17 protein-coding genes are annotated in these 16,677 nt (G+C 46.3%); 3 read left to right on the top strand and 14 right to left on the bottom strand.

Annotation, left to right across the window (positions count from 1 at the left end; translation table 11 throughout):
* Window positions 1-4: 4 nt before the first annotated feature.
* From H8792_RS00930 to gyrA, 14 genes are all read right to left on the bottom strand, one after another.
* A complete protein-coding gene (locus tag H8792_RS00930) occupies window positions 5-895 on the bottom strand; it encodes a DUF2232 domain-containing protein (RefSeq protein ID WP_194947257.1) in 891 nt (296 codons plus the stop codon).
* A gap of 44 nt (window positions 896-939) precedes the next feature.
* Window positions 940-1,167 (bottom strand): 30S ribosomal protein S18, encoded by a 228-nt coding sequence (rpsR, locus tag H8792_RS00935; RefSeq protein ID WP_029407535.1) that lies wholly within the window; start codon window positions 1,165-1,167, stop codon window positions 940-942.
* 3 nt (window positions 1,168-1,170) lie between these two features.
* Window positions 1,171-1,527, bottom strand: coding sequence for a 30S ribosomal protein S6 (gene rpsF, locus H8792_RS00940; protein ID WP_194947258.1), 357 nt, complete (start codon window positions 1,525-1,527; stop codon window positions 1,171-1,173).
* Window positions 1,528-1,753: 226 nt separating this feature from the next.
* A complete protein-coding gene (gene pyrF, locus H8792_RS00945) occupies window positions 1,754-2,455 on the bottom strand; it encodes an orotidine-5'-phosphate decarboxylase (protein ID WP_194947259.1) in 702 nt (233 codons plus the stop codon).
* Window positions 2,456-2,462: 7 nt separating this feature from the next.
* Window positions 2,463-2,798 carry a LapA family protein gene (locus tag H8792_RS00950; protein WP_194947260.1) on the bottom strand — a complete coding sequence of 112 codons (336 nt, stop codon included), beginning with the start codon at window positions 2,796-2,798 and terminating at the stop codon, window positions 2,463-2,465.
* Between the two features lie 88 nt (window positions 2,799-2,886).
* Window positions 2,887-3,192 (bottom strand): integration host factor subunit beta, encoded by a 306-nt coding sequence (locus H8792_RS00955; protein ID WP_194947261.1) that lies wholly within the window; start codon window positions 3,190-3,192, stop codon window positions 2,887-2,889.
* 132 nt (window positions 3,193-3,324) lie between these two features.
* Entirely contained in the window at window positions 3,325-4,986 is a 1,662-nt protein-coding gene (rpsA, locus tag H8792_RS00960) for a 30S ribosomal protein S1 (RefSeq protein ID WP_194947262.1), read from the bottom strand.
* A 218-nt stretch (window positions 4,987-5,204) separates the two neighbouring features.
* The gene (cmk, locus tag H8792_RS00965) at window positions 5,205-5,873 is read right to left on the bottom strand and encodes a (d)CMP kinase (RefSeq protein ID WP_194947263.1); all 669 of its coding nucleotides are present in this window, start codon (window positions 5,871-5,873) and stop codon (window positions 5,205-5,207) included.
* Complete coding sequence (aroA, locus tag H8792_RS00970) at window positions 5,873-7,210, bottom strand: 3-phosphoshikimate 1-carboxyvinyltransferase (protein WP_194947264.1); 1,338 nt, start codon at window positions 7,208-7,210, stop codon at window positions 5,873-5,875. Before aroA ends, cmk begins: the two co-directional genes overlap by 1 nt.
* Window positions 7,211-7,269: 59 nt before the next feature.
* Window positions 7,270-8,151, bottom strand: a complete 882-nt coding sequence (locus tag H8792_RS00975) for a prephenate dehydrogenase (protein WP_194947265.1) — start codon at window positions 8,149-8,151, stop codon at window positions 7,270-7,272.
* Between the two features lie 10 nt (window positions 8,152-8,161).
* Window positions 8,162-9,280, bottom strand: a complete 1,119-nt coding sequence (gene hisC / locus H8792_RS00980; RefSeq protein ID WP_194947266.1) for a histidinol-phosphate transaminase — start codon at window positions 9,278-9,280, stop codon at window positions 8,162-8,164.
* Window positions 9,281-9,304: 24 nt separating this feature from the next.
* Window positions 9,305-10,396 carry a prephenate dehydratase gene (pheA, locus tag H8792_RS00985; RefSeq protein WP_194947267.1) on the bottom strand — a complete coding sequence of 364 codons (1,092 nt, stop codon included), beginning with the start codon at window positions 10,394-10,396 and terminating at the stop codon, window positions 9,305-9,307.
* 40 nt (window positions 10,397-10,436) lie between these two features.
* A complete protein-coding gene (serC, locus tag H8792_RS00990; RefSeq protein WP_194947268.1) occupies window positions 10,437-11,534 on the bottom strand; it encodes a 3-phosphoserine/phosphohydroxythreonine transaminase in 1,098 nt (365 codons plus the stop codon).
* 81 nt (window positions 11,535-11,615) lie between these two features.
* Window positions 11,616-14,195, bottom strand: coding sequence for a DNA gyrase subunit A (gene gyrA / locus H8792_RS00995; protein WP_194947269.1), 2,580 nt, complete (start codon window positions 14,193-14,195; stop codon window positions 11,616-11,618).
* A gap of 365 nt (window positions 14,196-14,560) precedes the next feature.
* Between gyrA and ubiG the strand changes: the two genes are divergently transcribed.
* From ubiG to H8792_RS01010, 3 genes are read left to right on the top strand one after another with little or no spacing between them, the layout of a single operon-like run.
* Window positions 14,561-15,274 (top strand): bifunctional 2-polyprenyl-6-hydroxyphenol methylase/3-demethylubiquinol 3-O-methyltransferase UbiG, encoded by a 714-nt coding sequence (gene ubiG / locus H8792_RS01000; RefSeq protein ID WP_194947270.1) that lies wholly within the window; start codon window positions 14,561-14,563, stop codon window positions 15,272-15,274.
* Between the two features lie 31 nt (window positions 15,275-15,305).
* Entirely contained in the window at window positions 15,306-15,971 is a 666-nt protein-coding gene (locus H8792_RS01005) for an HAD family hydrolase (protein ID WP_194947271.1), read from the top strand.
* A gap of 3 nt (window positions 15,972-15,974) precedes the next feature.
* Window positions 15,975-16,676: an SDR family NAD(P)-dependent oxidoreductase gene (locus tag H8792_RS01010; protein WP_194947272.1), complete on the top strand. Its 702-nt coding sequence runs from the start codon at window positions 15,975-15,977 to the stop codon at window positions 16,674-16,676.
* Window position 16,677 lies beyond the last annotated feature (1 nt).

Below are 16,677 nucleotides of genomic sequence, written 5' to 3' on the forward strand. Positions count from 1 at the left end.
CTCATCATTGTTCTTGATCCCATCGGTTTCGAAAATCCATCCAGGTATCGATTAAACCGATGGTTGCTAATATCAGCATGGTTTGCGGCAGCAAAAATAATAACACATAAAGCGCAAACAACCAGGCGGCACTCGCCTGACGTTTTTTAACCGTATGGTGTGCAATGGCCAAACCTTGAAACATCAAGCCGGCAATCACTACTCCGGACAAGTCATAAACCAGTCCCTGCCCGGTTCCGATTAAACCAAAGATTGCCAGAATCACTGCAATATAAGCAGTTGATTTCGGCAAACTTAGTGCATAGAAATCCTGGCTAAAACGACCCGGGAAATACAACCGACTTTGCCACCAGCGCGCGAGCAGTACAATTGAGAACCATAATGTCAAGGCGAAAACGCCAAGCAGCATGGTAACCATTTGTATCAACCCTTCCATCGCATCCTGCGAATAGCTGACTCCGCTTTCTTGCAGAATCGGCAACAACGACTGTTGGAAAAGTTCGGTCCACCACTGTGTCGGATTGGCAACCACTAAATGGAAACCGATCACGCCAAGACCAACCATAACCATTGCGGTTTGCAAAGCAAGAGCTAGAGAACCGGTTTTTTTCAAAACCACACTCACCAGCCAAACCGGCAACATAAACTCCAGAGCGGAGACAATCGCCGGCCAGTAGCTTCCAGTCAAACTGACTACTAAAGCCAGTTGAACCAATAAACCCCAAATTAAGGTTTTCAGCCCTTCCACTTCCGATACTCTCAGAGTGACCAAGGCTATAATCGCTCCAACCAACACACCGATCGGAGTGAACCAAACACTTAACGCTGCTAACAAAACTACAGCTATGCCAGCCTGAAAAGGTCCTTTCATAGCAAAATTTGCAAGGCTAAGCATTTTGGTTCCTTTTAATTGTTATTATTTTTTACCGCTGCAACCAATTATTTGTGTTGATCTGTGTATGGCAACAAAGCGATGTAACGAGCACGTTTGATCGCAGTAGCCAATTGACGCTGATACTTAGCGCTGGTTCCAGTGATACGACTTGGAACGATTTTACCGGTTTCGGTAATATAAGCTTTCAAAGTATCTAGGTCTTTGTAGTCAATCTGTTTTACGCCGTCAGCAGTAAAACGACAGAATTTTTTACGTCCAAAACCTCTAGCCATGTCTTACTCCTTGTTTTCGCGACGCTTGTCAGCTTTATCTTCTTTCTTACCCATCATAACTGAAGGCTCAGTGATCGCTTCGTTCTGTTTAACGAACATGCTGCGAAGAACCGCATCGTTATAATAGAAAGCATTTTCAAGCTCGTCCAAAACTTCCTGGCTACATTCGATGTTCATTAGAATGTAGTGTGCTTTGTGGACCTTGTTGATCAAATAAGCAAGTTGACGACGACCCCAGTCTTCTAGACGGTGAATCGCTCCGCCAGACTGTTCGATAAGGGCGCGGTAGCGCTCTAGCATAGCAGGCACCTGTTCTGATTGATCAGGGTGCACTAGAAATACGACTTCATAATGACGCATTCATTTTCTCCTTATGGATGATAAAACAGTCTCCCGAACCGCACGCCGATTTTAGGAAATCGGCCTTTGGGCAGTGAGACAAGGAAATTCAAATCACGTTTGAAAGGCGCGAATTATAAATGGAAACTTATTTATTTACAAGCTTTTATCGTTATCACGCCGGATTAAAGAAAGGATTGCTGAGAAGTCATTATCCTTTTGAATACAAAGAAAAAACCGTCTGACATCAAGCGATAGAAGCATTGATCGACTTCAAGACTTCAATCGGATCTTGTGCCTTGGTAATCGGACGGCCGATAACTAGATAGCTGGAACCGAAATCGAGCGCTTGCTTTGGCGTCATAATGCGCTTCTGGTCGTCGGTTGCACTACCCTGCGGGCGAATTCCGGGAGTAACCAGGCAAAAATCATCGCCGATTTCTTTTCTAAGAAGTGCTGCTTCTTGAGCAGAACAAACCACTCCATCCAGTCCTGATGCTTTGGTCAGTTTGGCCAATCTCAGTACCTGTTGCTGTGGGTCGACGTCCAAACCGATCTCTTTCAAGTCTTCGGAATCCATGCTGGTCAAAACCGTTACCGCAATCAGTAATGGCGGATTTTCAAATTCCTGCAAAGCTTCTTTAGCCGCCTGCATCATTTTGCGACCACCGGATGCATGCACATTCACCATCCAGACTCCCAAGCGGGCGGCAGCCTGGACAGCCTTGGCCACAGTATTCGGAATATCGTGGTATTTAAGATCCAGAAAGACATCAAATCCCTTCCCAACCAAACACTTTACAAATTCCGGACCGGCAACGGCAAACAGTTCCTTACCGACCTTAAGACGGCACAAATCAGGTTGTAAGCCGTCAACAAATTGCAATGCCGAATCAGCATCGGCAAAATCCAAAGCAACTAAAACTTTTGGATCATTTTTGTATGACATAAACTTCCTATTTATCTATTAAATTCAAATGAGTATCTTCGCTTCTTAATACTTTTTTCTGCTCTGATACCTGCTTGTTAAGTTGAACAATTTTGTCCGCCTGACGCGCATTAACTCTTTGTTGCTTGCGCAACTGCCAGCGCAGCGACATAAGTTGCATTGCGATCAACATTCCGCCAAACAGTAAACCGATAATAAAAACAATCGCCAAAATGACACTTAGCGGTAAGGTTGGCTTAAACAAAAACAAATCAAGTACAACCGGAGTCGGATTTAAAACTCCTAGAGTGACACCCAGCGCTAAAAAAATCAGGGTCAGCAGATAAGAAACGAATTTAGACATAACAGAAGAGGCTCTATAAGCTTAAAACAAAAATTATAGAGCAATAAAACAAAAGGGGCTACCGAATGGCAGCCCCTTTTTTTAAAAATCAAAGCAAGATATCAGTATGCTCTTTCGAATCGTCTACCCGCTCTCTCAAAGACTTTCCAGGCTTGAAGTGCGGAACACGCTTATCGGTAAGCTCCACTGTTTCTCCGGTTTTTGGATTACGACCGGTTCTCGCCTTTCTATGATGCAGACTGAAACTGCCAAATCCACGGATTTCAATACGTTCTCCGCGAGATAAGGTGTCAATCATAGAATCGACAATTTGATTTACTGCGATCTCAACATCTTTTTGGGAAAATTGAGTCTGCTTTCTTGCAATGAGTTCGATCAATTCTGACTTGGTCATTTAAGCTTACTCTCATTCATCTATTACAACGAGTTTTCGTTCATTCGCAAATCATGCGAAAAGACCAAATAAGAAGCGCCTGCACCAGAGGATACAGGGCTTCCATTCATTAGATATATGCCTAACGTCAGATTAGATCTTGTCTTTGAATAGATCACCTAGAGTGCTACCAGCAACAGGTTGTTGCTCAGTGTAACCTTTGATCGCTTCAGCTTCTTCGTGTGCTTCTTTAGCCTTAACAGACAAAGACAAAGAACGGTTTTTACGATCAATGTTGGTGATTTTTGCAGAAACTTCGTCACCTTCACGTAGGATGCTTGAAGCATCACGAGTGTCTTCCATTAACTCGGAAGCGCGAAGGTAACCTTCAACTTCAGGAGCTAATTCAACAACGGCACCTTTTTCGTCTACAGACTTAACAGTCCCTTCAACGATGCTGCCTTTGCCGTTTTCTGCAACGAATTGACCGAAAGGATCTTGCTCAAGCTGTTTTAGACCAAGAGAGATACGCTCACGATCAGGATCGATAGAAAGGATAACGGTTTCTAGCTCGTCACCTTTTTTGAAGTCACGGATGGCTTCTTCACCAGGCTGATTCCAGGAGATATCAGTCAAGTGAACCAAACCGTCGATACCACCGTCTAGACCGATGAAAATACCGAAGTCAGTGATAGACTTGATGTTACCAGAGATTTTGTCACCTTTAGCGTGAGTCGCTGAGAAACCTTCCCAAGGATTAACAGTACACTGTTTGATCGATAGAGAGATGCGACGACGTTCTTGGTCAACATCAAGGATTTTAACGCGTACTTCTTGACCCAAGTGAACCACTTTAGATGGGTGGATGTTACGGTTGGTCCAATCAAGCTCTGAAGTATGAACCAGACCTTCGATACCATCCTCGATCTCGATGAAAGCGCCGTAGTCAGTCAAGTTGGCAACTTTACCGCCTACTTCCGCACCGATTGGGTAACGAGCAACCATATCTGCCCATGGATCTTCTTCCAATTGTTTCAGACCTAGAGAAACACGGTTACGCTCTTTGTCGAACTTAAGAACCTTAACTTCGATCTCGTCACCAACCTGAACGATCTCAGATGGGTGGTTAACACGGCGCCACGCCATATCAGTGATATGAAGAAGACCATCAACACCGCCAAGGTCGATAAACGCACCGTAGTCAGTAAGGTTCTTAACGATACCTTTAAGAACAGTACCTTCTTCCATGTTAGCAAGAATCGCTTCGCGCTCGGCAGAGCTTTCTTGTTCGATAACTGCACGGCGAGAAACAACAACGTTGTTACGCTTGCGATCCAATTTAACCAATTTCAACTCAACTTCTTTACCTTCCAAGAAGCCAAAGTCGCGAATTGGACGAATATCCACAAGTGAACCAGGAAGGAAGCCGCGAACGCCTTCAACGTCAACAGTAAGACCACCTTTAACCTTACCAGTAACGAAACCGTTAACCACTTCAGAGTTTTCCATAGCCGCTTCAAGGCGATCCCAAGTTTTCGCACGTTTCGCTTTTTCGCGAGAAAGGCGAGTTTCACCTAAACCGTCTTCCAAAGTTTCCAAGTAAACTTCAACTTCATCACCGACAGCTACTTCTAGCTCACCTTCGGCGTTTAGGAACTGCGACTTAGGGATAGCTGATTCGGACTTCATTCCTGCATCAACTAGAACTGCTTCCTTATCGATACCAACAACCGTACCGATAATCAAAGAACCAGTGTTAAATTTGTCTTGTTGTAAAGACTCTTCAAATAATTCAGCGAAAGATAATTCACTCATGGATATAGTTACCATATTTTAATTAATAAACCGCTCGGAACATCAAATGGGAGTATCTGCTTTCAAACGGGTCAGTTAAACAATGTCAATTTCCCAGTGATCGACATAAACTATAAATCCCCGGCCCTCAAAGAAGGCCAGGGATTTAAAAATATTTTTAAATCAAATAGATAAGCAGTTTTAATAAAGCTTATCAATTTGAAAAGAGGTGGAGATAATTAACTCAAAAGACCTCTTTCCCTCATTAGAGTCAACGCACTTTGGCAAACTTGCTCGATATTCATATTCGAAGTATCGATGGTAATTGCATCCTCTGCCGCGACTAAAGGCGCCGTCTTACGATTAGCGTCCCGCTCGTCCCGTTCTCTAATGTCTTGGGTAATCTTTTCAATATTAGCATCAATCCCCTGTTTTTTCAACTGTTTAACACGACGTAAAGCGCGAACTTCTGCAGAAGCGGTTAAAAACAGTTTTAAGGATGCATCCGGAAAGACAATCGTTCCCATATCACGTCCATCGGCGATTAAGCCGGGTGCTTGGGAGAACGCTTTCTGACGATCCAAAAGTGCAGTACGAACTTCAGGAATGGCGGCGACTTTTGAGGCGACAGCAGCAGTTTCTTCAGTGCGAATTTTAGAGGTAACGTCTTTCCCCTCATAGATGACACTGCCTTCCATAAAACTCACTGGCAGCCGTAAGGCCAATTCAACCAAAGCAGCATGATTTTCTAAATCAATCTGGTTGTGAATAGCTCCGAAAGCCAATGCACGATAAATCGCGCCGCTGTCCAATAGATGAAAACCACTTTTACACGTTAAAAATTGCGAAAGCGTTCCCTTCCCGACTCCGCTCGGACCGTCAATAGCGACAACCGCAACCTTGGACATTAGGCCTCCTTAGCTATGACATTCATGCCAACTTGATTGATCAGATCCAAAAAAATCGGGAATGAAGTGTTGACGTTGGCGCAGTCTTCAATCACGATTGGCGCTTTAGCACGCAGTCCGGCAACTGTCATCGCCATGGAAATACGATGATCGTGGTGACTTTGAATTTCACCTTTCTGTGCACTCTGCTCGGCACCATTAATAATCATACCGTCCGGCGTCGGCTGAGCATCGATACCAACTGCTTGCAGAGCGTCCGCCATCACCTGAATGCGATCCGACTCCTTCACTCTTAACTCTTCTGCACCTGTTAACACTGTCGTTCCCTGTGCTGCCGATGCAGCAACAAACAGAACCGGAAACTCATCGATTGCTAATGCGACCAACTCTTCGGGAATCTTGATTCCGCTTAGAGGGGCATACTTGATATGCACGTCTGCAACCGGTTCTCCGCCAACTTCATGGAAATTTTCCAGTTGAATATCGGCACCCATCAATTTCAAAATATCGATGACACCTGTACGCGTCGGGTTCATTCCGACATGTTCAATAACAAGGTCAGAGCCTTCACTGATCGCAGCGGCAACCATAAAAAAAGCAGCCGAAGAAATATCCGAAGGCACATCGATATGACAAGCTTTTAGGCTGCCGCCACCTTCAAGGCACGCCTTGGTTTGCTGAGCATCCAATTTCTCGGAGGACACCGGATAACCAAAGCCGTTTAGCATACGTTCGGTGTGATCACGGGTCGGCGCCGGTTCCAAAGCACAGGTCTTCCCGTCAGCATACAATCCGGCCAAGAGTACGCAAGATTTAACCTGGGCACTGGCCATAGGAAGGCTGTAATCAATGGCTTTAAGCTTCTGTCCGGTTCCTCTAATCGTCATAGGCAGAGTGCCGCCCTCATTCGTCGCAATCACAGCTCCCATTTCGGTTAAGGGATCTACTACCCGCTTCATTGGGCGTTTGGATAGTGATGCATCACCAATCAGAGTGACATCAAAATCCTGACCGGCAACAATTCCGGCCAGCAATCGTGTCGAAGTTCCTGAATTTCCCATGTCGAGAGGTTTGGCAGGTTGTTTCAAACCATTCAGACCAACTCCGTGAATAGTCACTTCACCGTTGACAGGCCCTTCTATTTCAACTCCCATGTCCCTAAAGGCTTGTAGAGTAGCCAAGGCATCTTCACCTTCAAGAAAACCGGTTACGGTGGTCACACCTTCCGCAATCGAGCCAAGCATAATGCTTCGATGGGAAATCGACTTATCTCCCGGAACGCGAATCCGACCTTTTACGGTTCCACCCGGTTGTACGATAAACTGAATATTGGACATGCTCTTAATCTTCTATTTTCAAAAATTCGTTAATTTAATACGGCAGAGAGAGCCGAAATTTACTGCGCATCCGTTCTTGCAACGATATGTGTATCGCGAGCAGTTTTAGCGGCTAAAAATAGTTCATGCAATGCCGCCGCATCCTGTTTCTCGATCAGTTTAATCATCTCATCAAGATAGTCACGGTATTCCTGCAACCATTTGGCAATTGCTGTGTGATTATGTACCGAAATATCACGCCACATAACAGCATCGCTGGAAGCGATACGGGTAAAATCTCTAAAGCCGCCGGCAGTGTATTTAAAAACGTTCCCCAGTTCCGGGTGCTCATTCAACATCTCTACCAAGGCAAAGGCCAACAGGTGCGGCAGATGTGAGGTTGCGGCAAAAACTTCGTCATGGAATTGCGGAGACATTTTTTCGACCAGTGCGCCTAGTTTACGCCACAAAGTCTCGACACATTCAAGCGCATCCGAATCGGTCTCTTCGGTTGGCGTCAGAATAACACGATGGTCGATAAACAGATCGCTGTCAGCCGCCTCTACTCCACTTTGCTCCTTGCCGGCAATCGGATGACCGGCAACAAAACGGCGAGGAATTTCACCGAATGCGTCCTTAATCGAGTTTACAACACTCAGTTTAGCCGAACCGGCATCGGTAATAATCGCATCTGGGCGGACATAAGGCTTTATATCCTTAAAAATTTGTGCAAAGGATCCTAGTGGAACCGCCAGCATGATTAAATCACTGTTTTCGACCGCCGCTTTTAAGTCGCAAACGCCTTCGTCAATCACACCTAGTTGCACGGCTTTTTGAATTCGTTCAGGATTATGCCCGAAACCGATAACTTTTTGCGCCAACTTTTTTTCTTTCACAGCCTTGGCGAAGGAACCGCCAATCAGACCGACGCCGATAACGGTAATTTGTTGCAGAGGTTTCAAAAAATCAATCCTATAGTAATTTGTTCAAAGCACCGAGAAAATGTCTGTTTTCAACATTGGTGCCGATTGAAACACGCAGGTATTCTTGCATTTGGTAACCGGCTAACGGGCGGACGATCACACCTTCCTGAAGCAGTTTTTGATTCAATTCCAGAGCTTTATCGCCGAGATTGACCGTTACAAAGTTTGCGACACTTGGAATAAAATCAATCGACTTGGAATTAAGGAAATCGGTTATCTGACGCATTCCCTGCGAATTAGTCAACAGACTTTTTTTAACAAACTGCGGATCAGTCAAGCTGATCATCGCAGCCGCCTGAGCGTAGCTGTTAACGCTGAACGGTTGTTTTAAACGATTGATGTAATCCAATACCTGTGGATAGCCAACCATGTAACCGACACGCAAGGATGACAAGCCATACACTTTGGAGAAAGTTCTCGATACCAATAAATTCGGGTAGTCTTCTACATAATCCAATCCGTTGGCATAAGTGCCTGGCGGGCACAGATCCTGAGCGTATTCAAAGTAGGCTTCGTCCAAGACGACGATGACTTTCTCCGGAACTTGAGAAATAAAGTCTTCCCAAGTCTCTTTGTCGAAATAAGTACCGGTCGGGTTGTTCGGGTTCGCCAAATAGATCAATTTGGTTTTTTCATTGATCGCATTCAGAATGGCTTCCAGATCATGTCCGAACTCTTTGGCCGGTACCTCAACACCGGTTGCACCGACCACCTGTGCTGAAATCGGATAAACCGCAAATCCGTATTGCGAGTAGATGATTTCATCACCGCGTCCGGCAAAAACACGCGCTACCAGTTCAAGCAATTCGTTAGAACCGTTGCCGATCGTAACCCAGTCCATCGGTTTCTGGATAAATTGTGCCAGCTTTTCACGCAAAGCGAAGCTACTGCCGTCCGGATAGCGGCTAATTTCGTTCGACATGGCGATTAATCCGGTGGAAATTTTTAAACTGCTTCCCAAGGGATTCTCATTGGAAGCCAATTTGGTGACATAACTGATGCGCATTTCACGCTTGAGTTCATCAATCGGCTTTCCTGGTACATATGGCTGGACCGTCAAAACCTCAGGATTTACAAGATCTTCAAAAAGCATGGTTGAATCATTCATATAAGTGATCGAATTAAATTACGCTTACAGCGGAGAAATCGGGAATGAACCGAGAAGTTTAAAAAATGCCGCTTTGGATTCAACTTCACTCAAAGCATCTTTTAGAGCCGGTTCATCCTTGTGGCCGAGAACATCGATAAAAAACAGATAATCCCATTTTTTGTGGGTAGAAGGTTGTGAAATAATCCGTGTCATATTGATACCGCGCGTTGCAAAGCTTTCAAGAATATCCAGTAAAGCTCCGGACTTATTGCGGATCGACAAGACCATGGCCGTTTTATCTTCCCCGCTCGGAGCAACTTCATCACGACCGATCACCCAGAATTTGGTGGTATTGCTTTTCTGATCTTCGATATTTGCATCCAGAATGTGCAACTCATACAACATGGCGGCCTGCTCAGAGGCAATAGCCGCAAGCTGTTCGTCCTGCTGAGCCATTTTGGAAGCCAGAGCATTCGAGTCGACGGCTTCCAGCTGCACCCATGGAAGATTATTCTTTAGCCACTGTTCGCACTGTCCGAGCGCCTGCTGGTGTGCAACGACCTTTCTGATACCTTCAACGTGCTGAGATCTTGAAAGCAGGCAGTGGTGAATTGGCAGATCGACTTCACCACTGACTTGCAAAGATGTTTTCAATAACGCATTCTGTGTCGACTTAACCACCCCTTCCGAAGAGTTTTCGACCGGCACCATACCGTAATTCGCTTCCCCGGATTCGACCGCCTCGAAAACCTGGTCAATGGTTGATACGGCAACCGGATGCGCCGAAACCCCAAACTGCTTAATGACACTGGCATGAGAATAACTGCCTTCCGGTCCCAAATAAGCAATACTCATCGGCTGTTCCAATGCCAGACAAGCCGACATAATTTCACGGAACAACTTTGCCATCTCTTCATCCGGCAAAAGGCTGTCGTTGCGTTCTTTCACGGAACGCAATACTTGTGCCTCACGCTCTGGACGGTAAAAGACCGCTTCGACCTTGCCACCTTGAGTCTTGATGTCAGCGACCTTCTGGGCGCAAGCCGCTCTTTGGCCGATCAAGGATTGAATCTGCGCATCGATTGCGTCGATTTGATTGCGAATTTCGGTTAGTTGAACTTCTTCAACGGTCATATTTATTGCCTATTACTGCTTTGACTGGTTTTCAGAATGATTAAGCGTGTTGATCTGCAAAAGATTGCATGAATTCGATCAGAGCATCCACTCCCTCTTCCGGCATGGCATTATAAATACTTGCGCGCATTCCGCCAAACGCCTTGTGTCCTTTCAGGCTTAATAGTTTGGCAGCTTTGGATTGGGCCAGGAATTCTGCATCCAATCCTTCTTTAGTCAAAGAAAAAGTCACATTCATCCACGAACGCTGATCTACGGCAATATGGTTTTCATAAAACTCAGACGAATCGATATAGCTGTATAGTTTTTCCGCTTTACGCTGGTTAACCTCAGCGATTGCTTTAACACCGCCAACATCTTTGATCCACTTGAAAACCATACCTGCGAGATACCAGGCAAAGGTAGCCGGAGTGTTGAACATCGACTCAAAACCGGCATAGGTTTGCCAGTTTAAAAGTGTCGGAGTAATGTCTCGTGCATGGCCGACCAGATCTTCTCGTACGATCACAATCGCCAAACCGGCCGGGCCGATATTTTTCTGGGCTCCTGCGTAAATCATGCCATACTTGCTGACATCGATTTCTCGACACATGATATTCGAAGACATATCGACAATCACCGGCTTTCCTTGGGCAAACAGGAAGTCCATATGCTCCTGCTGCAACTCCAAACCGGTAATGGTTTCATTTGCGCACACATGAATATACTTGGCGTCATCACTGAATTTCCATTCCGACATCGGCGGAATTTCAGTTGGATTGGCGGTTTCTCCACCGGCAATAACATTGACGTTAGTATAACGGGATGCTTCTTTAATCGCTTTTGTCGACCAGACACCGGTATTCAAATAGTCCACCGTATCGTCGCTAGTCGCTAAATTCAGAGGAATCGCAGCAAACTGCAAAGAAGCGCCGCCGTGAATAAACAACACTTTATAGTTGTCGGGAATCACCATCACTTCACGCAGATCGGCTTCCATTTCGTGAGCCAATTGCATATAGTCCGCACTGCGATGACTCATTTCCATTACCGACATGCCGGTATTCTGCCAATCCAACAGATCTTCTTGTGTGCGGCGCATTACCGCTTCCGGCAACGTTGCCGGCCCAGCACTAAAATTAAAGGCTGCTCTTGCCATGTCCATTCCTTAAAATTAGATAGGATTGAAGAACTTAATACACCGACTCCAATCCAGTTTTCAGTTAACGCAATTTTGGTATTATTCTTCGCTGGTTACCGAGTCTTGTGAAGGTTCATCAAGCGAGTCCTCTTCATCTTCAATATCGACGACGGCAAGGCCGACGACTTGTTCGCCCTTACCGACATTAATCAACTTAACTCCCTGGGTATTGCGTCCGACCACGGAAATTTCCGCAACACGGGTGCGCACCAAAGTCGCTTTATTGGTGATCAAAACAATTTCCTGTGACGCGTCGACGGCAACAGCAGAGACGACTTTACCGTTGCGGTCGCTGGTTTTGATTGAGATAACCCCTTGTCCGCCACGATTAATGGTCGAATAGTCTTCAACCGGAGTACATTTTCCGAAACCGTTTTCCGTTGCCGTCAAAATCAAAGTTTCCGGTTGCGCCACCTGCATGCTGATCACTTTTTGACCTTCGCCAAGTTTCATACCACGTACGCCGCGAGCGGTTCGTCCCATTACACGGACATCACTTTCTTTAAAGCGAATCGCCTTACCGATATCGCTGAACAGCATAATTTCCTGCTCACCGGTAGTTAAAGCGGTACCGACCAACTCATCGTCATCCAAAAGGTCAACGGCGATAATACCGTTGGCACGAGGGCGAGAGAAGTCGCTCAAAGCAACACGTTTAACAATTGAGTTACGGGTCGCCATGAATACGGCTCGTTCATCGTCAAACTGATCGACCGGTAGAACCGAAGTGATGTATTCCCCCTCTTCCAATGGAAGAATATTAACGATCGGTTTACCGCGACTGCCGCGACTAGCGATCGGTAACTGCCAGGTTTTCTGCCAGTAAAGCTTTCCGCGGTTCGAGAAGCACAGCAGCATATCGTGCGTACTGGCAACAAACAGCTGCCCGACTTCATCTTCTTCTTTCATCGCCGTGGCGGATTTACCGCGTCCACCACGCTTTTGCGCACGATAGTCGCTAAGCGGCTGAGTTTTGATATAGCCGTCACGTGAAAGCGTTACGATGCGATCTTCAACCGCAATCAAATCTTCAGCATCTAAATCCTGATAGGCATGATCGATCTCACTGCGACGCACATCGCCAAATTGTTCGACCACTTCCTGCAACTCTTCTTTGACTACCTCGGTCAAACGATCCGGGTTGCGCAGAATTTCCAGGAATTCGGCAATTTTAACCAATAACCCTTTGTATTCTTCAATAATTTTATCTTGTTCCAGACCGGTCAATCGATGCAGGCGCATTTCCAGAATCGCCTGTGCTTGAACAGGGGACAATTTGTAGATTGCACCATCGGCACCAAAGCCTTCCGGCAAATCTTCAGGTCGTACGTCGGCCAACTCGACTCGATCGAGAAGGTCGACTACCGAACCGATCGGCCATTCACGCTCTAGCATGCGCTCTTTGGCTACTGCCGGACTTGGAGACGCCTTGATTAATTCGATCATTTCGTCGATATTTGTCAGGGCAAGCGCCAGACCTTCTAGGATATGGGCTTTTTCACGTGCCTTACGCAAGTCGAAAATAGTACGGCGAGTGACCACTTCACGACGGTGCTTAACAAAGGCTTCGATTACCTCTTTCAAATTAAGCAACTTCGGCTGACCGTCGATCAGTGCAACCATATTGACACCGAAAACCGTCTGCATCGAAGTCTGCTTGTAAAGATTGTTAATCACCACTTCCGGGACTTCACCACGACGCAATTCGATAACGATACGCATCCCGTCCTTGTCGGATTCGTCGCGCAAAGCGGTAATGCCTTCGATTTTCTTCTCTTTAACCAATTCGGCAATACGCTCAATCAGTTTGGCTTTGTTTACCTGATATGGAATCTCGTTAACGACAATTTGCGATTTACCGCTTTTGTCGGTTTCAACTTCAGTTCTCGCGCGGATCTGCACACGGCCGCGGCCGGTCTCGTAGGCCTGGCGAATACCGCTTGTTCCATTGATAATTCCGTAGGTCGGGAAATCCGGACCGGGAATGTGTTCCATCAGGCCGCTGATACCAATCTGCGGATCGGCAATGTAAGCCAGGCAAGCATTCACGGTTTCCGTCAAATTGTGCGGCGGAATATTGGTTGCCATACCGACGGCGATACCGGAAGAGCCGTTAACCAGCAAATTTGGAATTCGGGTCGGCAGAACATCCGGTTCACTTTCGGAGCCGTCATAGTTTTCGGAGAAGTTAACGGTCTCTTTTTCCAGATCTGCAAGCAACTGATGGGAAATTTTCGCCATGCGGATTTCGGTATAACGCATCGCTGCCGGAGAATCGCCATCGACGGAACCGAAGTTACCCTGACCGTCCACCAACATGTAGCGAAGTGAAAACGGTTGAGCCATACGTACAATTGTGTCGTATACCGCCGTATCACCGTGCGGGTGGTATTTACCGATTACATCCCCGACAATACGTGCCGATTTCTTATAAGGCTTGTTAAAATCATTCCCTAACTCGTTCATTGCGTAGAGTACGCGGCGGTGAACCGGCTTTAAACCGTCACGAACATCCGGTAAAGCTCGGCCGACGATTACGCTCATGGCATAACTGAGGTAGGATTGCTCCATTTCATCTTCTAATGAAATAGGAATGATTTCACGTGCGAATTCCGTCATGAATAGTCCAATCAATTACAATAATAAATTACTAAAGCGGCCATTATATTCCAAATGGCGCTCGAAATACATAGCAAAACTCAACCCTTCCCCCCTATCGACAATTCAAATAAATCCTCTCAAATCGCTTTATTTTTGATTTAAAGCTATTTTTCGTAAAACGGTCTAAAAACCGTCTTCTATTTCATACGAATAGACAGCCCTTTCACATTTCACGCAACGGTCGGCGTTATTCAGAGGGAATTACGCGCCAGCCTGATACGATAAAAAAGGTATAATCATGCGCCTGAACATGTTGAAAAACGTTAATTGAAAGCGTTATCACGACTCTTTTTTGCAATTACAGTATCGGGTACCAGCCAATTATGAGCCAACAGATCAATGCCGATCCGGCCGAGCTTGAAAATTTTAACCGCCTGTCTAATACATGGTGGGATACCGAAGGTGAATTTGCCGCCTTGCATAAAATCAACCCGCTGCGTCTGGAATTTATCAGACGTTTCCAGCCGATAGAAGCCCAATCGGTTTTAGATATCGGCTGCGGCGGAGGGATTCTTTCCGAATCTTTAGTGCAGGCCGGAGCCCAAGTAACCGGTATCGATCTGGCTCAAGATGTTTTGACTGTTGCTAAACTGCATGGCCTGGACGTCGGCATCAAGGTCGACTACCAACTCATTTCTGCCGAAGACTATGCAGTAAAGCACAGCGGTGAACACGATATTGTCACCTGTATGGAAATGCTTGAACATGTACCGGATCCGGCGGCAATCATTGAGGCTGCAGCAGAGTGCGTCAAGCCCGGCGGTTGGGTTTTCTTTTCGACCCTGAATCGCAACTTCAAGTCCTATCTACTGGCGATTATTGCCGCAGAACAGCTGCTCAATCTTGTTCCGAAAGGCACCCACACTCACGATAAATTCATCACCCCGGCAGAGTTGGATGCCATGGCGAGACAGAGTGGTTTACTACTTAAGCAGGCTGCCGGTATTGAATTCAATCCCTTACTGGAGCGCTACGGACTCAGTGATAAATTGGATATTAACTATCTACTTGCATATCAAAAGCCGCTGGATATTTAAATCGTAATAACTTGAAAAAAAAGAAAAAACCATGCAACTCAAATGTATTCTCTTCGATCTTGACGGCACATTGCTCGACACCTCGTATGATTTCAGCTACGCCTTGAACCAAACCTGCAGCGATTTTAAGCAACCACGATTAAATTATCAGGATGTCAGAAAAACCGTATCCCAAGGTGGACTGGCGATGACAAAACTGGCGTTTCCGGAATTGGACGAAGAAGAACTGGAAACTCGCCGCCAGCATTTTCTGAAAATCTATTTTGAAAATATCGATCGACATACCCGACTTTTCCCGGGGCTTGAAGCAGGAATGCGGGCTTTGGCTAAGGCAGAGATTCCCTGGGGAATTATTACCAATAAACCAACTTGGTTAACTGAACGCCTATTGGAGAGTATCGAATTTCCAAGCGCTCCTAAGACTATTGTCTGTGGCGACACTCTCGCTGTAAGAAAACCCGACCCGCAACCAATGTGGCTGGCGGCAGAAACTTGCGGCTTTTCGCCTGAAGAGTGTCTGTATATCGGCGACCACCCTCGCGATATTGAAGCTGGTATCAATGCCAAAATGCATACTGCTGCAGCCTGGTACGGCTATCTTCCGGAAAGCGCCGGCGAATCCGACTGGCCGGCAGACCTGCATTTTGGTACACCTTATGAGCTAAGTCGTTTCCTGATCAAACTTGCGGAGCAATAGTGCATGCAACCGAAAACCTATTTAATTACCGGTGCCGCCAAAGGTCTCGGACGAGAATTAAGCATTCAGCTATACCAGGCAGGTCACCAGCTCATTCTACTGGATAAAGAACTGAAAGCCCTCAATGCACTATACGATGAGCTCGAGGATAACGAAGAACGTATTGCACTTTATCCAATCGATCTTCTGGGCGCCAATATCGACGACTACAAGAATATGCAGGCAATTTTAATGGAAGCTTATCCGCACGGCCTGGACGGTGTTGTCCTGAATGCGGCGATTCTTCCGGCTTTCACGCCGATCGAACATTTCGATTTCGGTCAGTGGTATGAAGTACTGCACACCAACCTCAACGCCAACTTTCATCTGATTCAGCAGACTCTGCCGTTATTAAGAATCTCTGAGGACGGCAAGCTCTGTGCAATCAGTGATCGAGCAATTCATGAAATGCCGGCCTATTACGGGGCCTACGGTGTAGCCAAGGCAGGACTGGAACAGTTAATGCGGACGGTCGCCACGGAAAACGGAGCTTCGAATATCGCTTTCTATCTGGCACAACTGCCTGCGTTTGCTACTGAAAGTCGTGGGCGACTCTACCCGGGTGAAAATCCGTATGAGTTAACCAGCGCGGCGGCGGTAGCGGAGTCTATTTATAAAGCCTTGCTCGAGGATGACTGCGGAGAATGGATTGAAAAGCTTCACTGAG

Source organism: Thiomicrorhabdus heinhorstiae (assembly GCF_013391765.2).
Classification (GTDB): Bacteria; Pseudomonadota; Gammaproteobacteria; order Thiomicrospirales; family Thiomicrospiraceae; genus Thiomicrorhabdus; species Thiomicrorhabdus heinhorstiae.